Annotated in this window: 24 protein-coding genes and 2 pseudogenes; 18 read left to right on the forward strand and 8 right to left on the reverse strand. The window is 67.4% G+C overall.

Annotated elements, in window-relative coordinates; all coding sequences use genetic code 11:
- The first annotated feature begins 141 nt into the window (after positions 1-141).
- Positions 142-1,305 carry an acyl-CoA dehydrogenase family protein gene (locus ACK4MH_RS10875; RefSeq protein ID WP_409718059.1) on the forward strand — a complete coding sequence of 388 codons (1,164 nt, stop codon included), beginning with the start codon at positions 142-144 and terminating at the stop codon, positions 1,303-1,305.
- Here the strand turns inward: ACK4MH_RS10875 and ACK4MH_RS10880 are convergent.
- Entirely contained in the window at positions 1,302-1,838 is a 537-nt protein-coding gene (locus tag ACK4MH_RS10880) for a DUF4334 domain-containing protein (RefSeq protein WP_409718062.1), read from the reverse strand. The genes ACK4MH_RS10875 and ACK4MH_RS10880 overlap by 4 nt on opposite strands.
- 131 nt (positions 1,839-1,969) lie before the next feature.
- Between ACK4MH_RS10880 and ACK4MH_RS10885 the strand changes: the two are divergent.
- The 3 genes and pseudogenes from ACK4MH_RS10885 to ACK4MH_RS10895 all read left to right on the forward strand — a co-directional run.
- Positions 1,970-2,212, forward strand: a pseudogene (locus ACK4MH_RS10885) (GIY-YIG nuclease family protein); the annotation flags it as partial.
- 45 nt (positions 2,213-2,257) lie between these two features.
- Positions 2,258-3,118, forward strand: a complete 861-nt coding sequence (locus tag ACK4MH_RS10890; protein ID WP_409718065.1) for a 16S rRNA (uracil(1498)-N(3))-methyltransferase — start codon at positions 2,258-2,260, stop codon at positions 3,116-3,118.
- Between the two features lie 89 nt (positions 3,119-3,207).
- A complete protein-coding gene (locus tag ACK4MH_RS10895; protein WP_409718068.1) occupies positions 3,208-4,569 on the forward strand; it encodes a glutamate--cysteine ligase in 1,362 nt (453 codons plus the stop codon).
- On the opposite strand, the gene ACK4MH_RS10900 is transcribed toward ACK4MH_RS10895, so the two are convergent.
- Positions 4,566-5,291, reverse strand: a complete 726-nt coding sequence (locus tag ACK4MH_RS10900; RefSeq protein ID WP_409718071.1) for a hypothetical protein — start codon at positions 5,289-5,291, stop codon at positions 4,566-4,568. The two genes, ACK4MH_RS10895 and ACK4MH_RS10900, sit on opposite strands and share 4 nt — an antisense overlap.
- A 111-nt stretch (positions 5,292-5,402) precedes the next feature.
- Here ACK4MH_RS10900 and ACK4MH_RS10905 point away from each other — a divergent pair, with 111 nt between their 5' ends.
- Positions 5,403-6,974: an ATP-binding protein gene (locus ACK4MH_RS10905; RefSeq protein WP_409718074.1), complete on the forward strand. Its 1,572-nt coding sequence runs from the start codon at positions 5,403-5,405 to the stop codon at positions 6,972-6,974.
- A 9-nt stretch (positions 6,975-6,983) separates the two neighbouring features.
- Here the strand turns inward: ACK4MH_RS10905 and ACK4MH_RS10910 are convergent, their stop codons facing one another.
- Positions 6,984-8,414, reverse strand: a complete 1,431-nt coding sequence (locus tag ACK4MH_RS10910; protein ID WP_409718077.1) for an alpha/beta fold hydrolase — start codon at positions 8,412-8,414, stop codon at positions 6,984-6,986.
- 252 nt (positions 8,415-8,666) lie between these two features.
- Between ACK4MH_RS10910 and ACK4MH_RS10915 the strand changes: the two genes are divergently transcribed.
- From ACK4MH_RS10915 to ACK4MH_RS10945, 7 genes and pseudogenes are all read left to right on the forward strand, one after another.
- On the forward strand, positions 8,667-9,986 hold the full coding sequence (locus tag ACK4MH_RS10915) for a LytTR family DNA-binding domain-containing protein (protein ID WP_409718080.1): 1,320 nt from the start codon (positions 8,667-8,669) through the stop codon (positions 9,984-9,986).
- A gap of 56 nt (positions 9,987-10,042) precedes the next feature.
- Positions 10,043-10,792: a DUF72 domain-containing protein gene (locus ACK4MH_RS10920; protein ID WP_409718083.1), complete on the forward strand. Its 750-nt coding sequence runs from the start codon at positions 10,043-10,045 to the stop codon at positions 10,790-10,792.
- Positions 10,789-11,328: a hypothetical protein gene (locus ACK4MH_RS10925; protein ID WP_409718086.1), complete on the forward strand. Its 540-nt coding sequence runs from the start codon at positions 10,789-10,791 to the stop codon at positions 11,326-11,328. The genes ACK4MH_RS10920 and ACK4MH_RS10925 overlap by 4 nt, the downstream gene beginning before the upstream one ends.
- A gap of 41 nt (positions 11,329-11,369) precedes the next feature.
- Positions 11,370-11,725, forward strand: a pseudogene (locus ACK4MH_RS10930) (DUF72 domain-containing protein); the annotation flags it as partial.
- A gap of 345 nt (positions 11,726-12,070) precedes the next feature.
- Positions 12,071-13,132 carry an NAD(P)-dependent alcohol dehydrogenase gene (locus ACK4MH_RS10935; protein ID WP_409718088.1) on the forward strand — a complete coding sequence of 354 codons (1,062 nt, stop codon included), beginning with the start codon at positions 12,071-12,073 and terminating at the stop codon, positions 13,130-13,132.
- Positions 13,133-13,261: 129 nt separating this feature from the next.
- Positions 13,262-13,987, forward strand: coding sequence for an acetoacetyl-CoA reductase (phbB, locus tag ACK4MH_RS10940; RefSeq protein WP_135193544.1), 726 nt, complete (start codon positions 13,262-13,264; stop codon positions 13,985-13,987).
- Between the two features lie 100 nt (positions 13,988-14,087).
- Positions 14,088-14,804, forward strand: coding sequence for a DUF4908 domain-containing protein (locus ACK4MH_RS10945; protein WP_409718295.1), 717 nt, complete (start codon positions 14,088-14,090; stop codon positions 14,802-14,804).
- A 3-nt stretch (positions 14,805-14,807) separates the two neighbouring features.
- Here ACK4MH_RS10945 and gloB read toward each other — a convergent pair whose 3' ends face one another.
- Complete coding sequence (gene gloB / locus ACK4MH_RS10950) at positions 14,808-15,530, reverse strand: hydroxyacylglutathione hydrolase (RefSeq protein ID WP_409718093.1); 723 nt, start codon at positions 15,528-15,530, stop codon at positions 14,808-14,810.
- A gap of 46 nt (positions 15,531-15,576) precedes the next feature.
- Between gloB and ACK4MH_RS10955 the strand changes: the two genes are divergently transcribed.
- From ACK4MH_RS10955 to ACK4MH_RS10975, 5 genes are all read left to right on the forward strand, one after another.
- The gene (locus tag ACK4MH_RS10955) at positions 15,577-16,320 is read left to right on the forward strand and encodes a methyltransferase domain-containing protein (RefSeq protein ID WP_409718096.1); all 744 of its coding nucleotides are present in this window, start codon (positions 15,577-15,579) and stop codon (positions 16,318-16,320) included.
- A 60-nt stretch (positions 16,321-16,380) separates the two neighbouring features.
- Entirely contained in the window at positions 16,381-16,893 is a 513-nt protein-coding gene (locus ACK4MH_RS10960; protein WP_409718098.1) for a SixA phosphatase family protein, read from the forward strand.
- Positions 16,890-17,234, forward strand: coding sequence for a DUF952 domain-containing protein (locus tag ACK4MH_RS10965; RefSeq protein ID WP_409718101.1), 345 nt, complete (start codon positions 16,890-16,892; stop codon positions 17,232-17,234). Before ACK4MH_RS10960 ends, ACK4MH_RS10965 begins: the two co-directional genes overlap by 4 nt.
- A complete protein-coding gene (locus ACK4MH_RS10970; protein ID WP_409718104.1) occupies positions 17,231-18,277 on the forward strand; it encodes a quinone-dependent dihydroorotate dehydrogenase in 1,047 nt (348 codons plus the stop codon). The genes ACK4MH_RS10965 and ACK4MH_RS10970 overlap by 4 nt, the downstream gene beginning before the upstream one ends.
- A 70-nt stretch (positions 18,278-18,347) precedes the next feature.
- Positions 18,348-20,234: an ATP-binding protein gene (locus ACK4MH_RS10975; protein ID WP_409718107.1), complete on the forward strand. Its 1,887-nt coding sequence runs from the start codon at positions 18,348-18,350 to the stop codon at positions 20,232-20,234.
- Here the strand turns inward: ACK4MH_RS10975 and ACK4MH_RS10980 are convergent.
- Both ACK4MH_RS10980 and ACK4MH_RS10985 read right to left on the reverse strand, forming a co-directional pair.
- Positions 20,210-20,638, reverse strand: coding sequence for a very short patch repair endonuclease (locus ACK4MH_RS10980; protein WP_409718110.1), 429 nt, complete (start codon positions 20,636-20,638; stop codon positions 20,210-20,212). The genes ACK4MH_RS10975 and ACK4MH_RS10980 overlap by 25 nt on opposite strands.
- 54 nt (positions 20,639-20,692) lie before the next feature.
- Complete coding sequence (locus ACK4MH_RS10985; RefSeq protein ID WP_409718113.1) at positions 20,693-21,178, reverse strand: peroxiredoxin; 486 nt, start codon at positions 21,176-21,178, stop codon at positions 20,693-20,695.
- A gap of 126 nt (positions 21,179-21,304) precedes the next feature.
- Between ACK4MH_RS10985 and ACK4MH_RS10990 the strand changes: the two genes are divergently transcribed.
- Positions 21,305-21,874, forward strand: coding sequence for a YqgE/AlgH family protein (locus tag ACK4MH_RS10990; RefSeq protein ID WP_409718116.1), 570 nt, complete (start codon positions 21,305-21,307; stop codon positions 21,872-21,874).
- A gap of 22 nt (positions 21,875-21,896) precedes the next feature.
- Here the strand turns inward: ACK4MH_RS10990 and ACK4MH_RS10995 are convergent, their stop codons facing one another.
- Both ACK4MH_RS10995 and ACK4MH_RS11000 read right to left on the reverse strand, forming a co-directional pair.
- Positions 21,897-22,751: an outer membrane protein gene (locus ACK4MH_RS10995; protein WP_409718119.1), complete on the reverse strand. Its 855-nt coding sequence runs from the start codon at positions 22,749-22,751 to the stop codon at positions 21,897-21,899.
- Positions 22,752-22,886: 135 nt separating this feature from the next.
- The gene (locus tag ACK4MH_RS11000; RefSeq protein WP_409718122.1) at positions 22,887-24,587 is read right to left on the reverse strand and encodes a bifunctional protein-serine/threonine kinase/phosphatase; all 1,701 of its coding nucleotides are present in this window, start codon (positions 24,585-24,587) and stop codon (positions 22,887-22,889) included.
- Positions 24,588-24,617: the final 30 nt, after the last annotated feature.

Consider the following 24,617-nt stretch of genomic DNA (forward strand, 5'->3'; position numbering starts at 1 on the left):
GGGCCCACGGCTCCACCGCACGACAGGAACCGTGAGCACGACGACCTGAACTGCGCACCCCTCTGCTCGTGCGGCGGAGGGGTGGGTCCTCGGGACAAGCCCGAGGATGACGACCATAAAAAAACTTCAGGGACGAAACCGATGAACGTGCTGGGCAGCCCCGACCCCGATTTCATGCGCGAAGAAGAGATCACCCTCTTTTCCGACAGCGTCGGCAAATGGATCGACGAGCACGCGCCGCCGGAGAAGATCCAGTCCTGGATCGCCAACTCCAGCGTGCCGCGCGACCTGTGGACCCAGGCCGGGACAGACGGCCTGCTGGGCCTGTCCATGCCCGAGGAAGATGGCGGCATGGGCGGCGATTACCGGCACGAGGTCGTGCTGATGCGTCAGCTGGGCTGGAAGGGCGCGGACCATTTCGGCATCTCCCTGCACAATGCCATCGTCGCCCCCTACATCTGGCACTATGGCACCGAGGAGCAGAAGGCGCGCTGGCTGCCGCGGCTCCAGTCCGGCGAACTGGTCGGCGCCATCGCCATGACCGAACCGGGCGCGGGCTCGGACCTGCAAGGCGTCAAGACCACGGCGGTCAAGAGCGGCAACGGCTATGTCGTCAACGGCTCCAAGACCTTCATCACCAATGGCCAACTGGCGAACTTCATCATCGTGGTCGCCAAGACCGACCCCGCCGAGGGCGCCAAGGGCACGTCCCTGATCGTGGTCGAAACGGACGGCGCGGAAGGCTTCGAACGCGGCCGGAACCTGCACAAGATCGGCATGGAGGGGAACGACACCTCCGAACTGTTCTTCAATGAGGTGAAGGTTCCGGGCGAGAACATCATCGGCGGCGGCGAGGGCCAGGGCTTCGTCCAGCTGATGCAGCAACTGCCCCAGGAACGGCTGAACATCGCCGTCCAGGGCGTCGCCGCCGCCGAGCGCGGGCTGGAGGCGACGCTCGCCTACGTCAAGGAACGCAAGGCCTTCGGCAAACGGGTGATCGACTTCCAGAACACCCAGTTCAAACTGGCCGAGGTGAAGACCAAACTGACCGTCGCCAAGGTCTTCGTCGACCACTGCATCGGCCTGCACCTGAAAGGCCAGCTCGACGCCGCCACGGCCTCGATGGCCAAATACTGGGTCACCGACATCCAGGGCGAGACCATCGACGAGATGCTGCAACTGCATGGCGGCTATGGCTATATGAACGAATACGCCATCGCCCAGCTGTACAAGGACGCGCGGGTGCAACGGATCTACGGCGGCACCAACGAGATCATGAAGCTGCTGATCGCGCGGACGCTCTAGCCGGGCGTTTCCCGCGTCAGCAGGAAGAAGAACGGCCGGGGCGTGCGGCGAAAGTCCATCAGGCCCAGCACCTGCGTCGCATCGACCTGGCGGAAACAGTCGATGATCGGCAAGTCGTCATAGACCATGGCCGCCGAGATCAGGCCGCGATGCGACAGGGTGCGCAGCCGCGCCTTCGGCTTGCGCGTGCGCAACAACGGCAGCCCGGCCTTGAACGCCTCCACCGCCTTGTCGGTCCGCGCCAGGTGCGGCAGCGTCAAGGCGACGCCCAGCGGCAGCCGCGCCGGATCGACCGCGATCACCTTGCCGCGGTGATCGAACAGCAGCGGATCGACGTGCTCCGCGCTTTCAAACCGCTTGCCCCGCCATCCGTAGCGCGCGAGCAGCCCGTCCAGGGGATGGCCGGTCGGCAGTTCCGACCCGCGCCAGACGCCGATCATCGCGTCCGCCGTCACGCTGGGCAAACCGTCGAACGCCTCAAGGGCCGCATCCGCGCTCAGGCCGTTGGCGGCCCAGGTGGAAAGCCAGGTCATGGGGTTCATCTCCTCGACTGTGCGATTTGAGAGAGGGAACGCATTCAACGCCAAACGCGGCTCAAAAAACCGGCTTCACTGGGTCAAGACATCTTGTCTTGCCTCACACATGATGAAGCCGCCGCAACGGAACCCTCTACACCGGCTCGACCGAGGACATCATCCTGCGCACCGCCCAGCATCGGGACAAACTGTTCAAAGGCTTTTCCGCCAAGTATGGCTGCGCCAATCTGGTCTGGTTCGAAGCGCATCCGACACGCCACGCGGCGTTCGTGCGCGAGCGCCGGATCAAGAAATGGAACCGCGTCTGGAAACTGGAGCTGATCGAGCGGTCGAACCCAGGCTGGCGCGATCTGTTCGATGACCTGTTCTGAGGCTCTCACTGGGTCCCCGCTTTCGCGGGGATGAGCGGATTTGAGATGATACGATTATATGTGAAGGCCGTGTTGGCTGCGGGAACCCCCGTCGCCCCCACCCTCGACCAATCCCGCTATCTGACCCAGGTCATGCGGTTGAAAGTCGGCGACGACCTGCTGGTGTTCAACGGGCGCGACGGCGAATGGCGCTGCACCATCGCCGAAGTCCTTAAGAAAGGCGTCATCCTGCGCGCCGAGGAACAGGCAAGGCCCCAGGTTCACGGCCCCGACCTGGAGCTGATCGTCGCTGTGGTGAAGAAGGCGCGGGTCGAGACCATCGTGGAGAAGGCCGCCGAACTGGGCGTGCGGCGCGTGCGACTGGTCCTGACCCATCGCACCAACGCCGACCGCATCCGCCTGGACCGTCTGGACGCCATCGCCGAGGAGGCCGCCGAGCAGACCGGCCGCATGGATGTCCCCGCCGTCGACGATCCGGTGAAGCTCGACGCGCTGCTGGACGGCTGGGAAGCCGGCCGGCGCCTGATGTTCTGCGACGAGACCGGGGGCGCGCCGGCGATGCGGGCGCTCGCCCCCTATTCTCCCTCCCCCCTCGGGGGAGGGGCGTTGGCGCGCAGCGACGACGGGGTGGGGCGGGCCGAGCAACCGGACGCCCTGCCTGGCCCCGCCCACCCGGCTTCGGCTGCGCCTTCGCCCCCTTCCCCGAACGGGGAGGGAGAAGGTCAACCGAAATGGTCCATCCTGATCGGGCCGGAGGGCGGTTTCTCGCCTGAAGAAGGCGAGCGGCTGCGGTCCCTGCCCTTCACCACTGCGGTGTCTCTGGGACCGCGCATCCTGCGCGCCGACACCGCCGCCATCGCCGCCATGACCCTGTGGCAGGCGGCGGCGGGGGATTGGGAACGATAAGTGGTGCCAATGCTCTTGAGCCTTGCCGCAATCTTGCCCATCTAGCCGCGACACACGGTCGCTTACGATGCGCCCGAAGGGACTGACGCATGACCGACAACGCGCCGCTGACCCGGACCGCCCTCATCGAGGCCATGTCCAAGGGAGCCAAGCCCAAGGACCAGTGGCGGATCGGCGCCGAGCACGAGAAATTCGGCTTCGACAAGACCACACTGGCGCGCCCCGGCTACGAAGGCCCGAACGGCATCAAGGCCATGCTGGAGGGTTTGCAACGCTTCGGCTGGTCGCCGGTCGAGGAGAACGGCTTCCTGATCGGGCTTGAGCGTCGCAACGCCGAGGGCTTCATCGCCTCGGTCAGCCTGGAGCCCGGCGGCCAGTTCGAACTGTCGGGCGCCCCGCTCCTGACCATCCATGACATCTGCAACGAGACCGGCCAGCATCTGATGGAGGTCAAACAGGTGGCCGACCAGCTCGGCGTCGGCTTCCTGGGCGCCGGCTTCGACCCGCTGTGGACGCGCGAGCAGGTCCCGGTCATGCCCAAGGGCCGCTACGGCATCATGCGCGCCTACATGCCCAAGGTCGGGACCCTGGGCCTGGACATGATGCTGCGCACCTGCACCATCCAAGCGAACCTCGACTTCGACAGCGAAGCCGACATGGTGGCCAAGTTCCGCACCTCGCTGGCGTTGCAACCCATCGCCACCGCCCTGTTCGCCTGTTCGCCCTTCACCGAGGGCCGCCCCAACGGTTTCCTGTCGGCCCGCGCCAATGTCTGGACCGACACCGACGCCGACCGCACCGGCATGCTGGGCTTTGTGTTCGAGGACGGTTTCGGCTTCGAGCGCTACGCCGACTATGCGCTGGACACCCCGATGTATTTCGCCAAGCGCGACGGCAAATACGTCGACGCCTCGGGCCAGTCGTTCCGCGACTTCCAGGCCGGAAAACTGCCCGCCCTGCCCGGTCAGTTCCCCACGATCAAGGACTGGAACGACCACCTGACCACCCTCTTCCCCGAGGTACGGCTGAAGGCCTATCTGGAGATGCGCGGCGCCGATGGCGGCCCGTGGAGCCGGATCTGCGCCCTGCCCGCCCTGTGGGCCGGCATCCTTTACGACGCCCCGTCCCTGGCCGCCGCCTGGGACCTGGTCAAGGACTGGGACATCGCCGACCACGAACGCCTGCGCCGCGACGTGACCCGGCTGGGCCTCAAGGCGGAGGTCGCGGGCCGCAGCGTGCGCGACATCGCCGTGGACCTGGTCAACATCGCCAAACAGGGGCTGAAGAACCGCGCCAAATTCTCGGGCGGCATGGTGGACGAGCGCGGTTATCTGTCGGAACTGGAAGACATCGCCGACAGCGGCGTCACCCCCGCCGAACGCCTGTTGGACCTGTATCACGGCGCTTGGCAGGGCGACGTGAAGCGCATCTACGCCGACTTCGCCTATTAGGGCACGGTATAGTCGGAGCAATCCGGCAGCGCGCTGTCCGGGCGGTATTCGCCTGCCACTGCGTCGAAGGTGAAGCGGCGGCTGAAGCTGCATTTCGGATCGCGCACCGTGACCAGGTCGGCGGGCTTCAGCGGCGGCTTCTCCAGCGAGTCCTCGGACCGCGACGCGCCGCGCGGATAGGCGGTCGCCGTGGTGACATAGTCGAACACAGGCATGTCGCCGGCCTCGCCCGCAGCCGTCAGCACGGCGTCGAAACCGTATTCGTCATGACAGGCGCCGGCCCGCTGTTTCATGTCCTCCTCGCTGAAACAGGCGCGGATCGACAGCGAGCTGCGGATCCGCACGACCAGGACAGGCGACTCGCCAGCATCGCCGTTCGCGTCCAGCCGATAAAGACGTAGCTCCGTCGCCTGGCCCCCGCCGCCGGAATACATGCTGCTGAGCCCCACCTCGACCCCGGCCAGGAAACCACCGTCGGTCAGGCGCGCCAGATGGGTCCACGGCTGGAAGGTCTCGACGGCGTCGTCCGAGGCCTCAAGCCCCAGCGGCAAGGCGCCGGCGGCCCGCACGATGGGCCGAACGACCGGCTCCTCGTCCTGCACCAACCCCACGCACCACGCCCCCTCGGCGGTGCAGGCCCGGTCGTCGGCGAGGGTCAGCGGCTGCAGCCGGTCGGACGGGGCGGCCTGGACGGCGGCGATCAGGAGAAGGGCTGAGATCATCGCCCCATCCTAGCCGACATCGGTCCATGCGCCAGCGCAGACCGGCGTTCTCTGCAAAGGTGAGGTTAACCGATAGACCCTAGGGTGATCTCCAGTTCGAGAGAGTGCGCCATGACTTGTCTGTCTGTTACGGCCCTGGCCTTCCCCGCCGCCGATGTGGATCTGGACACCTTCTTCGACGTGTCCCTGGATCTGCTGGTGGTGCGCGAGCTGGATGGGAGGGTCGTCAAGGCCAGCGCCTCGTGGTTCACCACGCTCGGCTATCAGCCGGAAGAGATCGAGGGCAAGGACCTGCCGCGCCTCATCCACCCCGAAGACATGCCCGCCACGCGCCTGAGCATCGCCGAAGTAGAGAAGCGTCGCCCAGGCGATCCCGTCCTGGGCCAGATCAACCGCTATCGTCACAAGGCCGGCCACTATGTCTCGCTGGAATGGCGCGCGCACAGGCTGGGCAATCGCGTCTACGGCATCGCCCGCGACGTGACGGAAAAGGTCGCCGCCGAGCAGGCCCTGCGGGAGGCGACCGCCGCCGCCGAAGCCGCAAACGCCGCCAAGTCCGACTTCCTGGCCAATATGAGCCATGAGATCCGCACGCCCCTGAACGGCGTCATCGGCATCGTCGACGCCCTGTCACGCACCGACCTGACGCCCGAACAGGCCGAGATGGTCTCGCTGATCGCCAGTTCGGGCGTGACGCTCGAACGGCTGGTGTCCGACATTCTGGACGTGTCCAAGATCGAGGCCGGCCATCTGGGTCTGGAAAGCCGCCCCTTCGATCTGGACGAGGCCCTGGCCGCGCCGCTGGACGTCATGCGCCTGCGGGCAGAGGCCAAGGGCCTGAGCTTCGACATCCGCCGCGACGCCGATGCGCGCGGCCTGTTCGTCGGCGACAGCACCCGCATTCGCCAGGTGCTGGAAAACCTGTTGTCCAATGCGATCAAGTTCACGCATCAGGGCTCGGTCGCCGTCGCCATCGCCATGGACGAGGATTCCGACGGCCTGACCCAGCTGACGCTGCGAGTCGAGGATACCGGCGTCGGCTTCTCGGCCGATCATGCCGCCCGCCTGTTCGACCGCTTCAGCCAGGCGGATGCGACCATCACCCGCCGGTTTGGCGGCACGGGCCTGGGCTTGTCGATCTGCCGGTCTCTGGTCGAGCTGATGGGCGGGCGGATTTCCGCCGCCTCGACGCCGGGCGTCGGCAGCCGCTTCACCGTCGAGATCCCGCTGGTGCGCGCCGCCTCCCTGACCGACCACGATGCACGACAGCGCGCCCGCGCGACCGAAGCCGAACGGCCCATCGCCGCCCTGCGCGTGCTGCTGGCCGAGGATCACCCCGTCAATCAGCGCGTGGTCCAGCTGATCCTGGCGGCCCACGCCATGACGGTCGTCACCGTCGCCGACGGCGAACAGGCCCTGGCCGCCTTCCAGGCCGAGACCTTCGACTTGGTGCTGATGGACATGCAGATGCCGGGCATGGACGGCCTGACCGCCACCCGCGCCATCCGCCGGCTAGAGGCCGAACGCGCCGCCCAGGCCCGCACCCCCATCGTCATGCTCAGCGCCAACGCCATGGCCGAACACCGCGACCAGGCCCAGGCCGCCGGCGCCGACCTCCACGTCCCCAAACCCATCACCGCCGCCAGCCTGCTGGCCGGGATCCAGGCGGCGATGGCGGGGTAGGCCCGTCTTCTAAGCCACCGAGAAGGTGGGCGCAGGCAGGCTCAGCCGCGTGTCGCTGACGGCCTCTTCCCCGAAGAAGCGGACGAGCAGGGTCTGCACCTGCGGATGGGCCTCGAAGACATTGTGGCCGGCGTTCTCGACCAGCACCTGTGTCTTGTTCTGGAACTGGGCGATGACCTCGGCCTGCTCCTCCAGAGGCGTACGGCCATCCAGGGAACCCGCGACCAGCAGGGCCGGGGTCTCGATGCGGATCGGCTGACGGAACGCCTCGCCCAGATCGACGCCGGGGATCGAACCCAGCAGATGCGGCATGGGGAAGTTGAAGACGTCGCCCAGCACCGCCGTCTTCGCCTCCTGCGCGATGATCGCCAGTTTCCCCGGCGAGACGCCGGAGGCTAGGTCCATCGCCTCCGGCATGCCGGTGATCCCGAAATAGCGATGCGGCGGCGGGAACAGCGGCGCCAGCACATCGGTCTTGCCCGCATCCAGCGCCAGATAGATGCCCGGCAGCATCGACAGGGTGGGCGGATTGGCGACCATGCCGGACGCCATCAACTGCACCCCAAACCCGCCGATGCTCAGATCGACGGGCCCGGCCTCTCCGGCCATGGCCACCGTCGCCGGCTGGGCTTCCAGCCGGTCGTGAACGCGCCGCATCAGCGCCGGAAGGTTGGGAACGGCCGCGCGCAGAGCCGGATCCTGGCCCATCAAACCATCGACGCGGTCCAGATAGGCGTCGATCCTGGCGGGCCGCTTGATCGTCTGACCCTGACCTTCCAGGCTGGCCAGGGCGACGCGGCCGATGCGTTCGGGATGTCGCTTCAGCACTGACAGCGCCAGGTGGGTGCCGTAGCTGATGCCCCACAGATTGATGGTCTCGGCGCCCAGATGACGGCGCAGGTCGTCGATGTCGTCGGCGCTCTGTTCGGTATTGTATCCCGTCATGGCCACGCCGGCGCGGGTCCAGTCCACCCAGACCTTTTGCATCTCGTCGCGATACCAGGCGGTCATGCCCTCATGGGTCATGACGGGCCAGGTCTTGGGCGCGGGCCGATCCGGGATGTGGGCCGACAGGCCGGTCCCGCGCTGGTCGAAGGCGATGACGTCGGCGACTTCGCGCAAGGCCATGAAGATCGGGAACCGGCGCCCCATCGCGGTGCGCACGCCGGACCCGCCCGGTCCGCCGGCCAGATAGACGATGGGCGGCCCCGGATTGGGCGAGGTCGAGGCGAACCGCACATAGCCGAGGCGGATGCGGCGCGAGCCGAGGATGCGTCGATCCTCCGGGACTTCGAAGAAGCCGCGCTCGGCGTCCGTCTCCTGCCCGTCCCCGGCGGTGAAGCGGAAGGGACCGGCGGCCTCCTGCGCACGGGCGGCGTCAGCGAGCGCCAGACCCGGCAGGGCGAGCCCGGCGGCGGCGAGGCCCGCGGTGGTAAGCATGGAGCGGCGGTTCAATGAGATATGGGTCATGGCCAGTGCTGAAGCAGGCCCGGCCGCCGCACGAAACGCCGCCTCGGTGAACGGCGTGTCGGCGTCGGTGAACGGCGGCGCTTTCCGGCGAACGACACGCTAAGGGTCTTTTTCATGTGGCGCATTCTTCTCCTTGCGATTCTCCTGTCCGCGTTTCCGGCGACGCTTAGCGCGCAGGTTCAGGCGCCGGACTGGCAGGCGTGTCGCCATGTTCCCAGCGCCGTGGGGCCAGCCCTCACGGACTGCCGTCCGGTCGAGGGCGTCATCGACCCTCAAGGACGCGACCTCTGGCTACGCGCTGTCGTCAGCCGCCCGTCCGGCGACGATCCCGTCGCTCTGTATGTCGTGGGCGCGGCGTCGTCGGAGGTCTGGCTCAACGACCGATTGCTGGGCGCCAACGGACGCCCCGGCGCGGCGGCGTCGACGGAAACGCCCGGTCTTTATGAGGCGGCCTTCCCGATCTCCGACCGTCTGTGGCGCCCGGCCGACAATGTCGTCGTGATCCACATGTCGTCGTTCCACGGCCTGGTGCGGCTGGACAGCCCCATCGCGGGGATCGTCGTCGCCCCCTACCCCTGGCCGTCGCGCACCGCGCTTGTGGCCATCGCCTTCGTCGCAGCCGGCGCCCTGTTCGCCGCCGCCTTCGGCTTTGCGGTGATCCATGGCCTGCGCCGCACGGGCTCCAGCCTGACGCTGGCGGCGCTCGCGGGCGTGTCCGGGCTTCAGGCGATACTGGAAAGCCTGCGCGCGCTCATGCCCTACGCCTATCCGGTCCACGGCCTGCGGCTGGTGGGCGTCTGGGCGCTGACGGCGGCGTTCGCCGTGCTGCTGGTCTCCTATGTCGTGTCGCGGTTCTGGCCTGGGGCGCGTCGGTCGCTGATGGCTGCGACCGTCGTCGCCGTGATGGCCACCTGTCTTGCGCCGGGCTTCGACATGAAGACCGTACTGGCGCTGATGGTCGGTCTGGGCGTGTCGGTCGCCGTCGCCGCCGTCGCCGTCTGGCGCCGTCAGGAAGGCGCGCGCGCCACCCTGGCCTATCTCGCCGTCTTCATGGCCGTCGGCATGGCCTTCCCGACCTGGCTGGTCGATCTGTCCTACTTCCTGTTCGCCGCCGGCCTGCTGCTGCCCCTGCTGATGGTCGAGGTCGTGCGGCTCGGCCGTGACGATAAGAAGCGCGAGGGCGCCCTGGCCCGCGCCGTCGCCCGCCCCCACTGCCTGACGGTCGCCTCCGCGCGCGGGGTCCAGCTGGCGCAGCTTTCAGACATCGTCGCCATCGTCGGGGCCGACGACTATGTCGAGTTGCGGATGAGCGACGGCCGCCGTCTGCTGCACGCGGCGCGTCTCGACCGGCTTGAAGACGACCTGCCGCCGACCTTCCTGCGCATCCACCGTTCCGCCATCGCCAACCTGTCCCACGTCAGCGGCCTGGAGCGTGACGGCGGCCGAAGCCGTCTTCTGATGCGCGACGCCCCACCGTTACCGATCAGCCGAAACCGCCTCCCCGCCGTCCGCAAAGCCCTCGATGCGGCGGCCCTAGTCTAGCGACAGTGGCGGCGGCCCCGAAATCCTGCGATCAAGAGCCAGGCAGGAGGATCGAAATGGCCAATGCAATCAAGGTCGGCGTCGGCGGCTGGACGTTCGAGCCGTGGCGGGGTGTCTTCTATCCGGAGGGCCTGGTTCAGAAGCGCGAGCTGGAATATGCGGCGTCGAAACTGACCTCGATCGAGATCAACGGCACCTATTATTCGACCTTCAAGCCCGACAGCTGGCGCAAATGGCGCGACGAGACGCCGGCGGATTTCGTCTTTTCGGTCAAGGCCAGCCGCTACTGCACCAATCGTAAGATCCTGTCCGAAGGCGGCGAAAGCTTCGACAAATTCCTATCGCAGGGCCTGACCGAGCTGGGCGACAAGCTGGGTCCGATCAACTGGCAGTTCATGGGCACGAAGAAATTCGACGCCGAGGACTTCGAAGGCTTCCTGAAGCTGTTGCGTATTGAGATGGATGGGACACGACTCCGACACGCCGTCGAGGTCCGTCATCCGTCCTTCGATTGCGACCAGTTTCGGGACCTCGTGGCCAAGTATAACGTGGCCATTGTCTATGCTGAGGATGACGAAGAACCGACCTGGCCCCGCATCGATGCTCCGACAGCGGACTTCACGTATGCCCGGCTAATGTCGAGCCGAGCAGATGAGCCCACGGGTATGACCTCATCGGAGCTCGACACGGTTGCTGACCGTTGCCGGACGTGGGCCAAGCATGGGGATGTCTTCGCCTATTTCATAGCAGGCGCTAAAGTGAAAAATCCGGCGGCAGCGCAGGGGTTGATCAGAAAGCTAGGTTGATCACGATGTCCGTATTCCGGATCGGCAATGAGGTGGTGGACTATGAGATTCACCTTCTGGAGCGCCACCTTCGCCTTCTCGACACAGAGTTGGCCGCGATCCACACAGCCATTGCTCTGTCGGCCGATCCTGACACGGACGGGCTTTTCGACGCTGGCGAGTACTTCATCGGCAGCGGCTTTGTGGCGATCCAAAGATACATAACGTCAGTCCGATGCTCAGAAAAAGTCGCACAGGACGTCGCTCTGAAAATCCCGCCCGTACTGTCCAATGGCATGCCATTCGCCCAGGCGCTCCACGTAGGAGCAAACTACTGGAAGCACGTAGAAGAGTGGTTTGAACCTGCATTCAAAGGTAGCGCCCTTAATGGCCTTGCGGCCAAGACACTTGACACGCTGGAGAAATCCACCCCCTGGGCCGAATATACTTGTTCTAATCTGCTCGCGCAGTTTGGGGATTCAAACCAACTCTTGCTAACCCCGCTCATCCCGAAAATCATGCACTGGCGAAACGCTATGATGAAGCTAAGCCCTTGATTTAGCGATAGTCTATTTCTGCTGCTGAAATAACAACTTGGTTGCCCAAGGAAAAGGAAGGGGTGCGGCTGCGCCACGCGCTGGAGGTTCGCAACCCGACCTTCGCGACCGAACAGTTCTATGACCTGGCCCAAAATACGGCGCGGCCATTGTCTATGCCGTTGACGACGAGGAGCCGACCTGGCCCCAGATCGACGAGACGACCGCCGACTTTACCTACGCCCGGCTGATGTCCAGCCGCGAGGACGAGCCGACCGGCATGACGGCGGCCGAGCTGGACGCAGTGGCGGATCAGGCCAGGGGCTGGGCGAAACGGGGCGAGGTGTTCGCCTATTTCATCTCGGGCGCGAAGGTGCGGAACCCGGCGGCGGCTCAGGCGCTGATCGGCAAGCTATAACCGTCGCCGGGAATGCAAATCAGGGGAAGGGACCGCCGCCGCACTGGCTGTCGATGCAAGACCAAGTGCAGCGCTGCTGCATGCCTGGGTTGTTAGGATAAAGCTGGTGGCAGCGTATTTGACACTTTTCGTGACAGGTCAGGTCGTCACGAGCACAAGCGACGCCAGCGGGTGCAGCCGCGCCTAGGGTCAGAAGAAGGGCGGCGGACAGGAGAGCGGCAACTTTCATTTCAGCCTCACATGGTCAAACGATTTCAACCTGAAAAGACTGCTCCGACAACTTAAGAGAGTCAATTCCCACATCTTCGCTAGAATTCTCCAGAATTCGATTTAAGGACTTCCCCTATGCCGATCGCCACACGCGCCTTCGCTGCGACCGCCGCCGACAAGCCGCTGACGCCCTACAGCTTCGACCGCCGCGATCCGGGCCCGGACGACGTGCTGATTGACGTCAAATACTGCGGCGTCTGCCACTCGGACCTGCATGCCGCGCGCAGCGAGAGCGGCCGTTCGACTTATCCCCTGGTGCCGGGTCACGAGATCGCCGGACTGGTCAAGGCGGTGGGCGCCAACGTCACCCGCTTCAAGGAAGGCGACCGCGTCGGCGTCGGCTGCATGGTCGATAGCTGTCGCGAATGCGCCTCGTGCCAGGAGGGGGTCGAACAGTACTGCGTCCCCGGCTTCACCGGCACCTATGGCGGCCAGGACAAGAAGGGCGGGACCAGCGAAACCATCACCCAGGGCGGCTATTCCGACCACATCACGGTCGATCAGCATTTCGTCCTGTCCATCCCCGACAGCCTGGCGCTGGACGTCGCGGCGCCCCTGCTGTGCGCCGGCATCACCACCTATTCGCCGCTGAAGGAATGGGGCGTCGGACCGGGCTCGAAGGTGGCGGTGATCGGCCTGGGCGGCCTGGGTCACATGGCGGTCAAACTGGCGGCGGCCATGGGGGCGGAGGTCACCGTCCTGTCCACCTCGGATCGCAAGAAGGCGGACGCCGAGCGAATGGGCGCCAAACATTTCCTGATCAACTCCGACAAGGACGCGATGAAGGCGGCGGCCGAGAAGTTTGACCTGATCATCAACACCGTTTCGGCCACGCACGAGATCGCCAGCCACGTCCAGCTTCTGGCGCGTGACGGCACCATGATCATGCTGGGTCTGACGACCGAGGGCCTGCCGGTCTTCGCCCTGCCGCTGCTGTGGCGTCGTCGCCGCATCGCCGGCTCGCTGATCGGCGGCATCAAGGAGACGCAGGAAATGCTCGACTTCTGCGCCGAGCACGGCATCGCCTGCGACATCGAGACCATCGCCCCGGACCAGATCAACGACGCCTACGAACGGATGCTGAAGTCCGACGTGCGCTATCGCTTCGTCATCGACATGGAAAAGCTGGCCGCCTGATCGCGTTCTGCGCGACGGAAGCATGAAACTTCCGTCGCGTCAGATTCACGCCTTGCGCATGCCGCTTCCGACGTTAATCCTGAGACCCGACAAGGCCTTCCAAGGGCCGGCATAGGGACAGGAGACGATATGACGCGCGTAGCTTTCGTGACGGGCGGGACCCGCGGCATCGGCAAGGCCATCGTTCAACGCCTCTCGGAAGACGGCTTCAAGGTCGCCGCCGGCTATTCCGGCAATGACGAGGCGGCCCAGGCCACGGCCAAGGCGCTGGGCGTCATGGTGGTGAAGGGCAACGTCGGCAGCTTCGACGACTGCGCCCGCGCGGTGAAGGATGTCGAGACCGAGCTGGGTCCGATCGACATCCTGGTCAACAACGCCGGCATCACCCGCGACGGCTTCTTCCACAAGATGAGCCACGACCAATGGTCCGACGTGATCCGCGTCAACATGGACAGCGTGTTCAACATGACGCGCCAGGTCATCAACGGCATGCGCGAACGAGGCCACGGCCGCATCGTCAACATCTCCTCGATCAACGGCCAGAAGGGCCAGATCGGCCAGACCAACTATTCCGCCGCCAAGGCCGGGATGATCGGCTTCACCAAGGCGCTGGCGCTGGAAAATGCGCGCAAAGGCGTGACCGTGAACTGTATCGCGCCCGGCTATATCGACACCGAAATGGTCGGCGCCATGGACCCCAAGGTGCTGGAAGGCATCATCAGCCACATCCCCGTCGGCCGCCTGGGCAAGGGCGAGGAGATCGCCGACATGGTGTCCTGGCTGGTGGGCGAGCGTGCCGGATATGTCACAGGATGCACACTCTCGTTGAACGGCGGTCAATACCTGGTCGGTTGAGCCGGTCTTCGCCCAAAATCCGCCGCGCGCGGGTTTCATCAAAACAGTCATGAACTTGTTGGGATCGGTCACGGCGAAAAAATCGCCACGCGTGACTGTGATGGCCGTCGCCGCCATCGCAGTCATCGGCGTGAGCGTCGTCGCGCCTGTGGTCATCCCGTCCGAAAGCCACGCCCAGTCGCGCCGCACGGTCCCGCCGACCGCCCGTTACGTCAGCAGCAACGGCCAGGGCTTCATCCTGGACACCTCGGGGTCGCGGCCGCTGATGCGGCTGGAGCGGTCGACCGAGGTCTGGGTGCTGCGCCCCACGCCTGCGCCGCGCGGCGACATCATCTATCGCAACGACAACGGCGATCAGGTGCTGCGCGTCACGCCCGACGGCGGCGTCACCCTGTATACGACCACCGCGCCGCAGGGCTCGCCCGCCTCGCGCGTCGGCGACGCCCAGGGCCTGGCCAGCGCGGCCATGACCGGCGCCCAGTTGGTCGATTATTTCATGCGCCAGAGCTATCGCGCCAGCCAGGCCATGGGACGGCTGATCGTCATCGACGTGGACATCCAGCCCGGCTCCGAACAGGTCGCCGCCGACGCCGTTTCGGCCGCCAGCGACGCCATCGTCCGCATGGCCCGCTCGTCCAACCTGCGCGCCCAGGTCGAGCGGGTTCGCCGCGTCGTGGTCTCTGATCAGGGGCGTCCGTCGGTCACCCTGGTCCAGGGCACGCTGCGGATCGTCATCGACGCCGACGCCGGCATCGCCGGTCGCCCGTCCTCCGCCCGGATCGTGCGGGTCGTGGGCGGCGAGGCCCTGAACCGCTAAGACCTAGAAGGCGTCCTTGGCCGCCCGACGCGCGGCGAACTGATCCGCATCCGTCGCGGTCAGGAAGGGATTGAACCGCTTTTCCACGCCCAGCGTCGTCGGCACGGTCGGTTCGCCCCGATCCCGCGCGGCGAATGTCGCCTCGGCATGGGCGGCGGTCTCGGGCCGGTCGTCCAGGCTCAGGGTGAAGCGGGCGTTCGACGCCGTATATTCATGCGCGCACCAGATCACCGTCTGATCGGGCCAGGCCTTCAGGATTTGCAGGCTGGCGAACATCTGTTCGGGCGTGCCTTCGAACAACCGGCCGCAGCCCAGGGCGAACAGGGTGTCGCCGGTGAAGGCCAGCGCATCCGCCGGCGCATGAAACACCACATGGCCCAGGGTGTGGCCCGGCGTCGCGGTGACCTCGAACCGCGTCTCACCCACCATCACCACGTCGCCGTCAACGACCACGCGGTCCAGCGGCGCGACCTTGCGCACCTCCTCCGGCCCCACGATCTCGCAAGCCCACTCGGCCTTCAGCCGTTCGTTGCCCTCGGTGTGATCCGGGTGCCAGTGGGTGTTCAGGATCAGGTCCAGCCGGCCCCAGCCCAACCCCTCCAGCTCTTCCAGAATCCGCGCTGCATCCGGCGTATCGACCGCAGCGACCACGCCCGTCGCCGCGTCGCGGATCAGGAAGCCGTAGTTGTCGCTGCGGCAGGGGAACAGATGAACGTCCAGGGTCATGCGCCCATCCTAGCAGCAGGGCCGCCGACAGGCCTATAGTGCGCCCATGCGGCGCAGCATCGACGAGCTTCGAACCTTCTACGGCGAGCCGACCGGGGCGCTTGCGCGACGGCTGGTGGCGCGACGGCTGGACGACGCCTGGGGCGAGGCGGCCGATTGCGACGTTCTGGGCATCGGCTATGCGACGCCGTGGCTGGACGCCTTCGTCGGCGCACGGCGCGTAGTCGCGGCCATGCCGGGCGGACAAGGGGTCGAACACTGGCCGACCGTCGGGCGCAACCGCACCCTGCTGGTGGACGATCGCCGCCTGCCCTTCCCCGCCGGATCGTTCGACCGCATCCTGCTGGTCCATGCGTTGGAGGAGGCGGACGATCCCGCCGCCCTGCTGCTGGAGGCCGTGCGGGCGCTGTCGCCGACGGGGCGGATCATCCTGGCGGCGGCGGCGCGCGGCGGCCTGTGGGCGCGGGCCGACAACACCCCCTTCGGTCATGGCCGTCCCTTCACCCGGCGTCAGCTGGAACGGCTGGTGCGCGACGTGGGGCTGGAGCCGATGGCCTGGTCCCAGACCCTGTATGCGCCGCCCTGGGCGCCGATGCTGAGGCTGGCCGACGGGTTCGAACAGGTGGGCCGCCACGTCTTTCCCGGAACCGCCGGCCTGATCCTGCTGGAGGCCTCGCGCCAGAACTATGCCCGCATCCGGCCCAGCGGCCATGCCCAGCGTGTCGCCGCTCCGGTCCTGACGCCCCAGCCAGCCGCCTCCGTGTCGTCGCGCCGAAAGCCGCACAGCTGACGCGGAGTTGACCCCCGCGCCATCTGGTCGGCGAGGCGAAACCGCCTTATGGCGAACATCATGCACCGACTGATCCTGATGCGGCACGCCCAGGCCGAAACCTCCGCCCCGTCCGGCGGCGGCGACGAGGCCCGCCCCCTGTCCGCCGCCGGCCGCGCCGAGGCCGTGCTGATGGGCCGTGCGCTGGCCGAGCGGGGGCTGAAGCCGGACCTGGCCCTGGTCTCCGGCGCCGTTCGCACCCGCCAGACCTGGGAGCAGATGCATGACGCCTTCGGCGATGTCGAAGTGCGCGACGAGGCCGCCCTGTACAACGCCCCCTCCGACATGATCCGCCGCTTCGTCGAAAACAGCGAGGACGAGGCCGGCTGCCTGCTGATCCTGGCCCACAATCCGGGCGTCCATGTGCTGGCCGCCGAATATCTGATCGAGAGCGCCGCTTCCCCGGCCGTGGTGGACAAGCTGTCGGGCGGTTTCCCGACCGGGGCCGCCGCCCTGTTCACCGTCGATGTCGCGGGCCGTTGCACCTACGAAGGCTTCCTGACGCCACGCGCGCTCGGCGCGGCGTCCGCATGACGGACATCGCCTACAAGATCGTCGACGCCGCCGAATGGCGCGCCGCCGTCGCCGAGGGCCGCTATGACGGCGCGGCGGTCGATCTCGCCGACGGCTACATCCACATGTCGACCGAGGCGCAGTTGGCCGAGACCGCGCGCCGCCACTTCTCCGGTCGCACCAACCTGCTGCTGCTGAACGTCGATCTGAGCCGGTTCGGCGACGACCTGGTGTGGGAGCCGTCGCGCGGCGGCGACCTGTTCCCCCACCTTTATGCCCCCCTGCCCGTCGCCACCGTCACGGCGTCGCGCGCCTTCTCGGTCACAGCCGACGGCGAGATGACGTTCGAGGACGACCAATGAGCCTGACCGATCTGGGCGCCGCCCTGCTGCGACGGCTCGACCCGGAGCAGGCGCATCAGTTGGCGATCAAGGGGCTGGCGCTCGCCCCCCTGCCGTCGCCGCCCGCCGACGATCCGATCCTGCACACGCACCTGGCGGGTCTGGACCTGCCCAATCCGGTCGGTCTGGCGGCGGGTCTGGACAAGAACGGCGAGGCCCTGCGCGGCCTGTCGCGTCTCGGCTTCGGTTTCGTCGAATGCGGCTCGGTCACCCCGCGCGCCCAGGCCGGAAACCCCAAGCCCCGCCTGTTCCGCCTGACCGAAGATCGGGCCATCATCAACCGGATGGGCTTCAACAACGCCGGACTGGACGCCTTCGCCGACCGGCTGGACCGCCGTCCCTCGGGCGTGATCGTCGGCGCCAATCTGGGGGCCAACAAGGATACCGAGGACAAGGCGGCGGACTATGTTGCGGGCCTGGAGCGGCTGGCGGGTCGCGCCTCCTATTTCACCGTCAACATCTCCTCGCCCAATACGCCGGGCCTGCGCGCGCTCCAGGGCCGCGAGCAGCTGGACGACCTGCTGGGCCGCATCGACGCCGCCCGACCCGGCGCAGGCCCTGACCGCGTTCCGGTCTTCCTGAAGATCGCGCCCGACCTGATCGCCGACGAGATCGGCATGATCGTCGAGGCCTCGCTGGCCCACCGGATCGACGGGCTGATCGTGTCCAATACCACGCTGGAACGGCCCGAGACCCTACGCTCGCCCGACGCGCACGAGACGGGCGGCCTGTCCGGCGCGCCCATCCGTCCGTTCGCGGAAAAGGCCCTGATCGCGGCGGCCGAGGCGGCGGCCGGCCGCCTGCCCCTGGTCGCGGTGGGCGGCATCGACAGCGGGGCCGAGGCCTATGCCCGCATCCAGCTGGGCGCCACGGCGGTCCAGATCTATTCCGCCCTGATCTACGAGGGGCCGGGCCTTGTCGCTCGCATCAAGCGCGACCTGGCCGCCCGGCTGCGCGCCGACGGCTTTTCCACAGCGGCGGAGGCCGTCGGCGCGGCCCGTTGACAGAGCGTTAGGCTCGATCGGCGTAATCTCGTCGATGCGAGCGACCGGCGTTCGTCATTCGAGGGCCTGCATGCAATCGACCGTTGTCGATACGGGTGAAAACGGCTGGACGGTCGCCGTGCGCCAACGCCGTGGTGCGCTGCTGCAACGTATCGCCCTGGGCTGCGCCGTCGCATTGGTCGTCACGCCGATGGTCGGCGTCTGGTTCAGCCTGAGCTGGGTCGTGCTCTATATGGCCTGCCAGGGCATCGAACTGGTGGTCTTCGGTCCGGTCGCACGCGGCGACAAGGGCGAGATGTCCTTTGCGCGCAAGATCATCGGCTGCATCGCCCTGGCCATCAGCGCCGCAGTGTTCGGCGGTCTCTCTCTTGTCATGTGGCGCATCGGCGGACCTTTGGGCGGGGTCTGCGCGGCCTTGATGCTGCCGGCGATCATGCTGTCGTCCATGACCACGGCCACGCGCTGCCAGCCGATGATGATCGCCAGTCTGTCGCCGCAGATGATCTATCTGCTGGCCACCCCCTACTTCGCCTATTCCTTCGGCGCGCCGGCGCACCTGGTGATGACGGCCGCAGCGACCGTGGTCCTGTACGTCTTCTACATCGTCATGACCTGGCAGCGGATCAGCGACACGACCACCAACCTGAGCCGCGCCCATGCCGAGGCCGAGGATCTGCGCCTCACGGCCGAACGCAGCCTGGCCGATCACACCGCTTTCCTGGCCGCCGTGGGCCACGATCTGCGCACGCCCATCGGCGCCATCCTGGCCGGCGCCGCCGAACTGAAGGCGCCCGATCCGCAGTCCCGGACCAGCGCCAACCTGATCACCGACGCCGGCCTGATGATGAAGGCGCTGCTGGACGACCTGCTGGACCACAGCCGCATCGGCGCGGGCCGGATGACGGTCGAGGTCAGCGACTTCGACCTGCGCCAGATGCTGGCCCAGACGCTTCAGCTGTGGCGCGGCCTGGCCGACGCCAAGGGCCTGAAACTGCGCGTCGAGGGCGCAGCTGGCGTTCCGCGCCACGTCAAGGGCGACGTGATGCGCATCCGTCAGGTGCTGAACAACCTGATGTCCAACGCGATGAAGTTCACCGAGGAAGGCCAGATCACCCTGCGGGTCCAGGCCTGGCCGGAAGAGCCGTCGGGTTACGCCCTGCTGTTCGAGATCGCCGACACCGGCCCCGGCATGACGAGCGACCAGCTGGCGCGCCTGTTCACCCCCTTCGACCAGACGGCCGACGGCGTCACCGCCCGTTATGGCGGTTCGGGCCTGGGCCTGGCGATCAGCCGCAACCTGGTCGATCTGATGGGTGGTCGCCTGACGGTGCGCAGCGCGCCGGGCCAGGGGTCGCGCTTCACCGTCTCCTTGGTCCTGCCCAAGGGCGAGAATGTCGAGCCGATCGTTGAGATTGTCGACGAGAGCCGCCTGGACATCGCCCGGTCGCTGGCGTCCTTCACGCCCACAGTCCATGCCGTCGCCGCGCCCGAGCCCCAGCCGACGCCCGAGCCTGTGGCGGCCGAAGCCGAGGCTGAACCCGCCGACGCCGACGATCAACCCCTGCGTCTGCTGGTCGTGGACGACCACGACATCAATCGCCGCGCCGTGCAGTTGATCCTTCAGCCGCTGGGCTGCGAGATCACCACCGCCGCCGACGGCCTGATCGCGCTGGAACGCTGCGACGAGGCGGTGTTCGACGTCATCTTCATGGATGTTCGGATGCCCGAGCTGGACGGGCGCGAAACCACGCGCCGCCTGCGTGCGGGCGGCGGACCCAACGCCCTGACGCCCGTTGTCGCCGTCACCGCCGACACCGCACCCGAGGATGTCGCGGCGTGTCAGGCGGCCGGCATGGCCTATTTCGTCTCCAAGCCCCTGACGCCCACGGCCCTGATCGGCGCCCTGCAGCACGTCCTGAACGACACCGCCGCTCAGGCCCGGACCGAGGCCGCCTGACCTTTCACGGCGGCGACCAGGGTCGTCGCAAAGTCGGTTCGCCGCATCTCGCACTCCCACACCGTCACCACCCGCCAGTGCGAGGCTTCCAGCGCCTGAACGCTTGCGGCGTCGCGCACGCGATTGCGGGCGATCTTGGCGATCCAGTATTCGGCGTTGGTCTTGGGCTGGCGCGCGCCGCGCGCGCAGTCATGGCTGTGCCAGAAACAGCCGTGGACGAACAGGGCGACGCGGCGGCCCTTCATCACGACATCCGGGCGACCGGGCAGACCCGCCCCGCCCAGCCGATAACCGATCCCGGCCGCACGCAGGATCCTGCGCACGGCCAGTTCCGGCGACGTATCCTTGCCCTTCACGCGACGCATCACGGCGCTGCGCTTCTCGGGGCTGAACACATCGGTCATTGCTAGCGTCGATCCAGGCTCAAGTAGCGAAGCGATAGCCTGGATCGACCACCATCAAAGCTGCGCGAGCAGATGCTCGGCCGAGGACACCTTGAACTCGCCGCCCTGTTCGATGTTCAGCTGGGTCACCGTGCCGTCCTTGACCAGCATCGAATAGCGCTGCGAACGCTCGCCCAGGCCAAAGCCCGAACCGTCCAGCACCAGGCCCAGGGCCTTGGTCAGTTCGCCGTTGCCGTCGGCCAGCATGACGATGCTGTCGTCGGTGATGTCCTGGCTGTCGGCCCAGGCCTTCATGACGAAGGCGTCGTTGACCGAGATGCAGGCGACCGTATCGACGCCCTTGCCCTGGATGTCGGCCAGATGATCCTTGAAGCCCGGCAGATGGCGCGCCGAGCAGGTCGGGGTGAAGGCGCCGGGCACGGCGAACAGGGCCACGGTCTTGCCGCCGAAGATGTCGGCGGTGCTGACGGGCTTGGGCCCTTCGGCGGTCGCCTGGGCGAGGGTCGCGTTCGGGATGCGATCGCCGATCTGGATGGTCATGATTGTCTCGCTGAGGTTGGGGCTGACGGGGTAGGAAACACCGCCTGCGACACATAGAGAGCGCCGCCGGGACCGCAAGCTTCCGCTCGACTTGCAAGCGCCGCTTTCGCGACCGATGATCGGATCATGAGCCAAGCCTCCACCCTGACCGGCCGCCTGCTGGTCGCCATGCCCGGCATCGACGACCCCCGGTTCGAACACGCCGTCATCCTGATCTGCGCCCACGGCCCCGACCATGCCATGGGGCTGCGGCTGGACCGCCCGGCGCCGGGCGTGGATCTGAAGACGGTGCTGGACAAGCTGGAGGCGCCAGCGCCGGACCAGTCGATCGGCCGCGCGGTCCTGATGGGCGGGCCGGTCGAGCGCGAGCGCGGCTTCGTGCTGCATACCGACGACTGGATGATCGGGGACGACAGCCTGCCGTTCGGCGACGGCCTGGCCATGACCGGCACGCGCGAGGCGCTAGCCGCCATGACCGATGCGGTCTCGGGCCCGAGCCGTTCGGCCCTGCTGCTGGGCTATGCCGGCTGGGGCGAGGGGCAGTTGGAGGAGGAGTTGGCCGAGAACGTCTGGCTGACCGCCGACGCCGATCTCGATCTGATCTTCGACGGCGAACACACGTCGAAATGGACGCGCGCCCTGGCCCAGATGGGCGTGGACGCGGCCATGCTGTCCAGCCAGGGCGGCCGGGCTTGAGCCCAGCCGCCCGCTTTGAGGCTTAGAAGCGGTAGTTCATGCCGATGCGGAACATGTGGGTTCCGAACTTGCCGTTGCCGCGCACCATGTCGGTGCCCGTGGTGTTCGGGGCCAGGATGAACGGGTTGGCGGCGGGCGTCGTGCCGGTGTTGCCGACGCGGATCACCGGGCTGTCCACGTCCAGCGAGGTGTAGAGGTATTCGCCGTTGACCGTCAGGCCGCGACCCAGGGCGTATTCCACGCCGCCGCCGGCCTGCCAGCCGTCGCCGTCGTCGCCTTCGCTGGTTTCGGTGAAGCTGTTGGCCTGGTTCGAGGTGCGGAACTTGTTCTCGAACTTGCCATAGGCGTAGCCGCCGGTGCCGTAGATCAGGGCCGGGCCATAGGCGTAGCCCAGCTTCAGACGGGCGGCCGCCGTGCTCTCCAGCTCGCGCGTGAAGGTGTAGAAGGCCGGGGTGGTCGAGAAGCCCGTCACCGAGTCCTGGACGTTGTTGACGCTGTATTCCGCCAGGGCGCCGACGACGAAGTTGCCGAACTGCATGTCGTAACCGGCGCGCACGCCCGCCTCGACGCCGTCGTTGTCGTCACGGCAGCCGGTGCCCGGCGCGGTGCTGGTCGACATGCCGCCGCAGAAGCCGGGGCTGAAGGCGTTGGCGCCCACCGTGGCGCCGGCGGCCGGGGCGGTCGTGACCTGGTCGCCGTAGTTGCCGTCCAGATTGCGGTCGAAGCGTAGTATCTCGTCGCCGTCGTCGTTCGACTGGTTGTAGCCGCCGAAGATGCCGATGTAGGGGCCGGACCAGTCGGGGGCCACGGACTGGGCCAGGGCCGGGGTGGAGACCATGGCGAGTGCCAGGGCGCTGGAAGCGAGAGTCTTGATCATGGGGAGGCTTTCGTGCCGAAGTGCGGGCGCGACGTCCCCGCTCGCCGTCACAAAAGCCGAATGCGGCCACAGGTTCCCGCCGTTCGCGCCGCTAAATGCCGCACATCCAAAGGCTTAATCTGGACGTATGGGGGCCTAACGCGTCGTCATGGATACAAGCAGCGCCAGCAACAGCAGCAGGCTGACCCCCTGCCAGAATCGCACCGGATCGCGTTCGATCAACGACAGCTGACGCGGCGGCGGGGCGGCGACGGCGCTGCCGGTTTCCAGCACATGGATCAGCTCCTCCACGTCCTCGAACCGCTCGTTCGGATCGACGGCGACGGCGCGCATGATGGCCGCCTCCAGCCAGGCAGGCATGTCCGGGCGGCGCCGCGTCGGCGGCACGGGCGCCCGGTCGAAGCGTGGCGCATCGGCCGGATCGACCTCGCCCCACGGATAGGCGCCAGTGAACAGGCGATAAAGGGTCACCCCCACGGCGAACTGGTCGGTGGCGGCGTTCCCGCTCTCGCCCGCATACATCTCGGGCGCCTTGTAGCCGGCGGTGCCGGGCGCCTCGGCCTCGGCGAACTCCTCGGCCTGCCGCAGACGCGCCACGCCCAGATCGACGAGCTTCAGCCCGCCGGTCGTCTCCAGGATCACATTGTCCGGCTTGATGTCGCGGTGGGTCACCCCCGCCCGGTGCAGGGCAGACACCGCGCGCGACAGGCGCAAGGCCACGCCGATGCCCTCGGCGATCTCGAACGGCCCCTCCTCCGCCAGTCGTGCATGCAGGGTCTGGCCGGCATGGAAGGGCTGGGCGATATACAGACGGCTCTGGCGGCCCGCATCCAGGCTCAGCACCTTGCCAACGAACGGACTGTCGATACGCCGCCCGATGAAGGCCTCGCGCAGGAAGGCGGTGCGCGCGCCGCGTTCCGACACCACGGCGGGCTTGGGGAACTTCAGCACCACCGCGCCTGCGTCGCCCAGCGTGTCCTTCGCCAGGAACAACCGCGTATAGCGCCCGTCCGCGACCAGCCGCTGCAGGGCGAAGCCGTCGATATTGTCGCCCAGGGCGGGCGGCGGCAGGATCGCCAGCCCTTCCGCTTCGGCCGTGATCGCCTCCCAGTCGGGCGCGCCGGTGCGGACCACGTCGATGACGATGGCGGTGGCGTTGTCACGCGCCCCCGCCGCCTCGACCTCGGCCAGGATCGCCTTTGCGTCCGCGTCGGGCGAGCTGCGCCGCCCCAGCAAGCCCGCGATCACTGCATCGGTCAGCACCCCATGCACCCCGTCGGTGGTCAACAGCAGCCGGTCGTGCGGTTCCAGCCGCACCTGACGCACGTCCAGCTTCACGTCCGCCTCGATCCCCACCGCGCGGTACAGCACATGGCTGAGCCCCTGCTGGGCGCGCGTATGATCCTCGGTCAGCCGCGTCAGCACCCCGTCGCGGAAATGCCAGGCGCGGCTGTCGCCGACATGCAGGGCCGTCGCTTCGCGCCCGCGCAGGATCACCGCCGTGAAGGTGGTCGCCGCCCCCTCCATCGCCGGATCGATCTTGCCGCGCGAATGGAGCCAGCGGTTGAAGCCCCGCAGCGCCTTGATCCCGTTGGCGGCGATGCCGTTCAGCGGATTCTGATCCAGATAGCCGTCGATGAAGCTGCGCGTCGTCAGCTCCGCCGCCATCCGCCCGGCCTTTGACCCCGACACCCCGTCGGCGATCACCGCCACCACCCCATGCTCGCGCTGCTCGGCCGCCGTGCCGATATGGACGCCGCCGAAATCCTGATTGTCCGCCTTGGGCCCCTGCAAGGTCGCAAAGCCGGCGGCGATCTCCAGTCTGGCGTCGGTCATGGCAGGGAGTGTCCGGGATTTATGGCCCTA

Origin of the sequence: Brevundimonas sp., assembly GCF_046295075.1 — a bacterium.
Lineage (GTDB): Bacteria > Pseudomonadota > Alphaproteobacteria > Caulobacterales > Caulobacteraceae > Brevundimonas.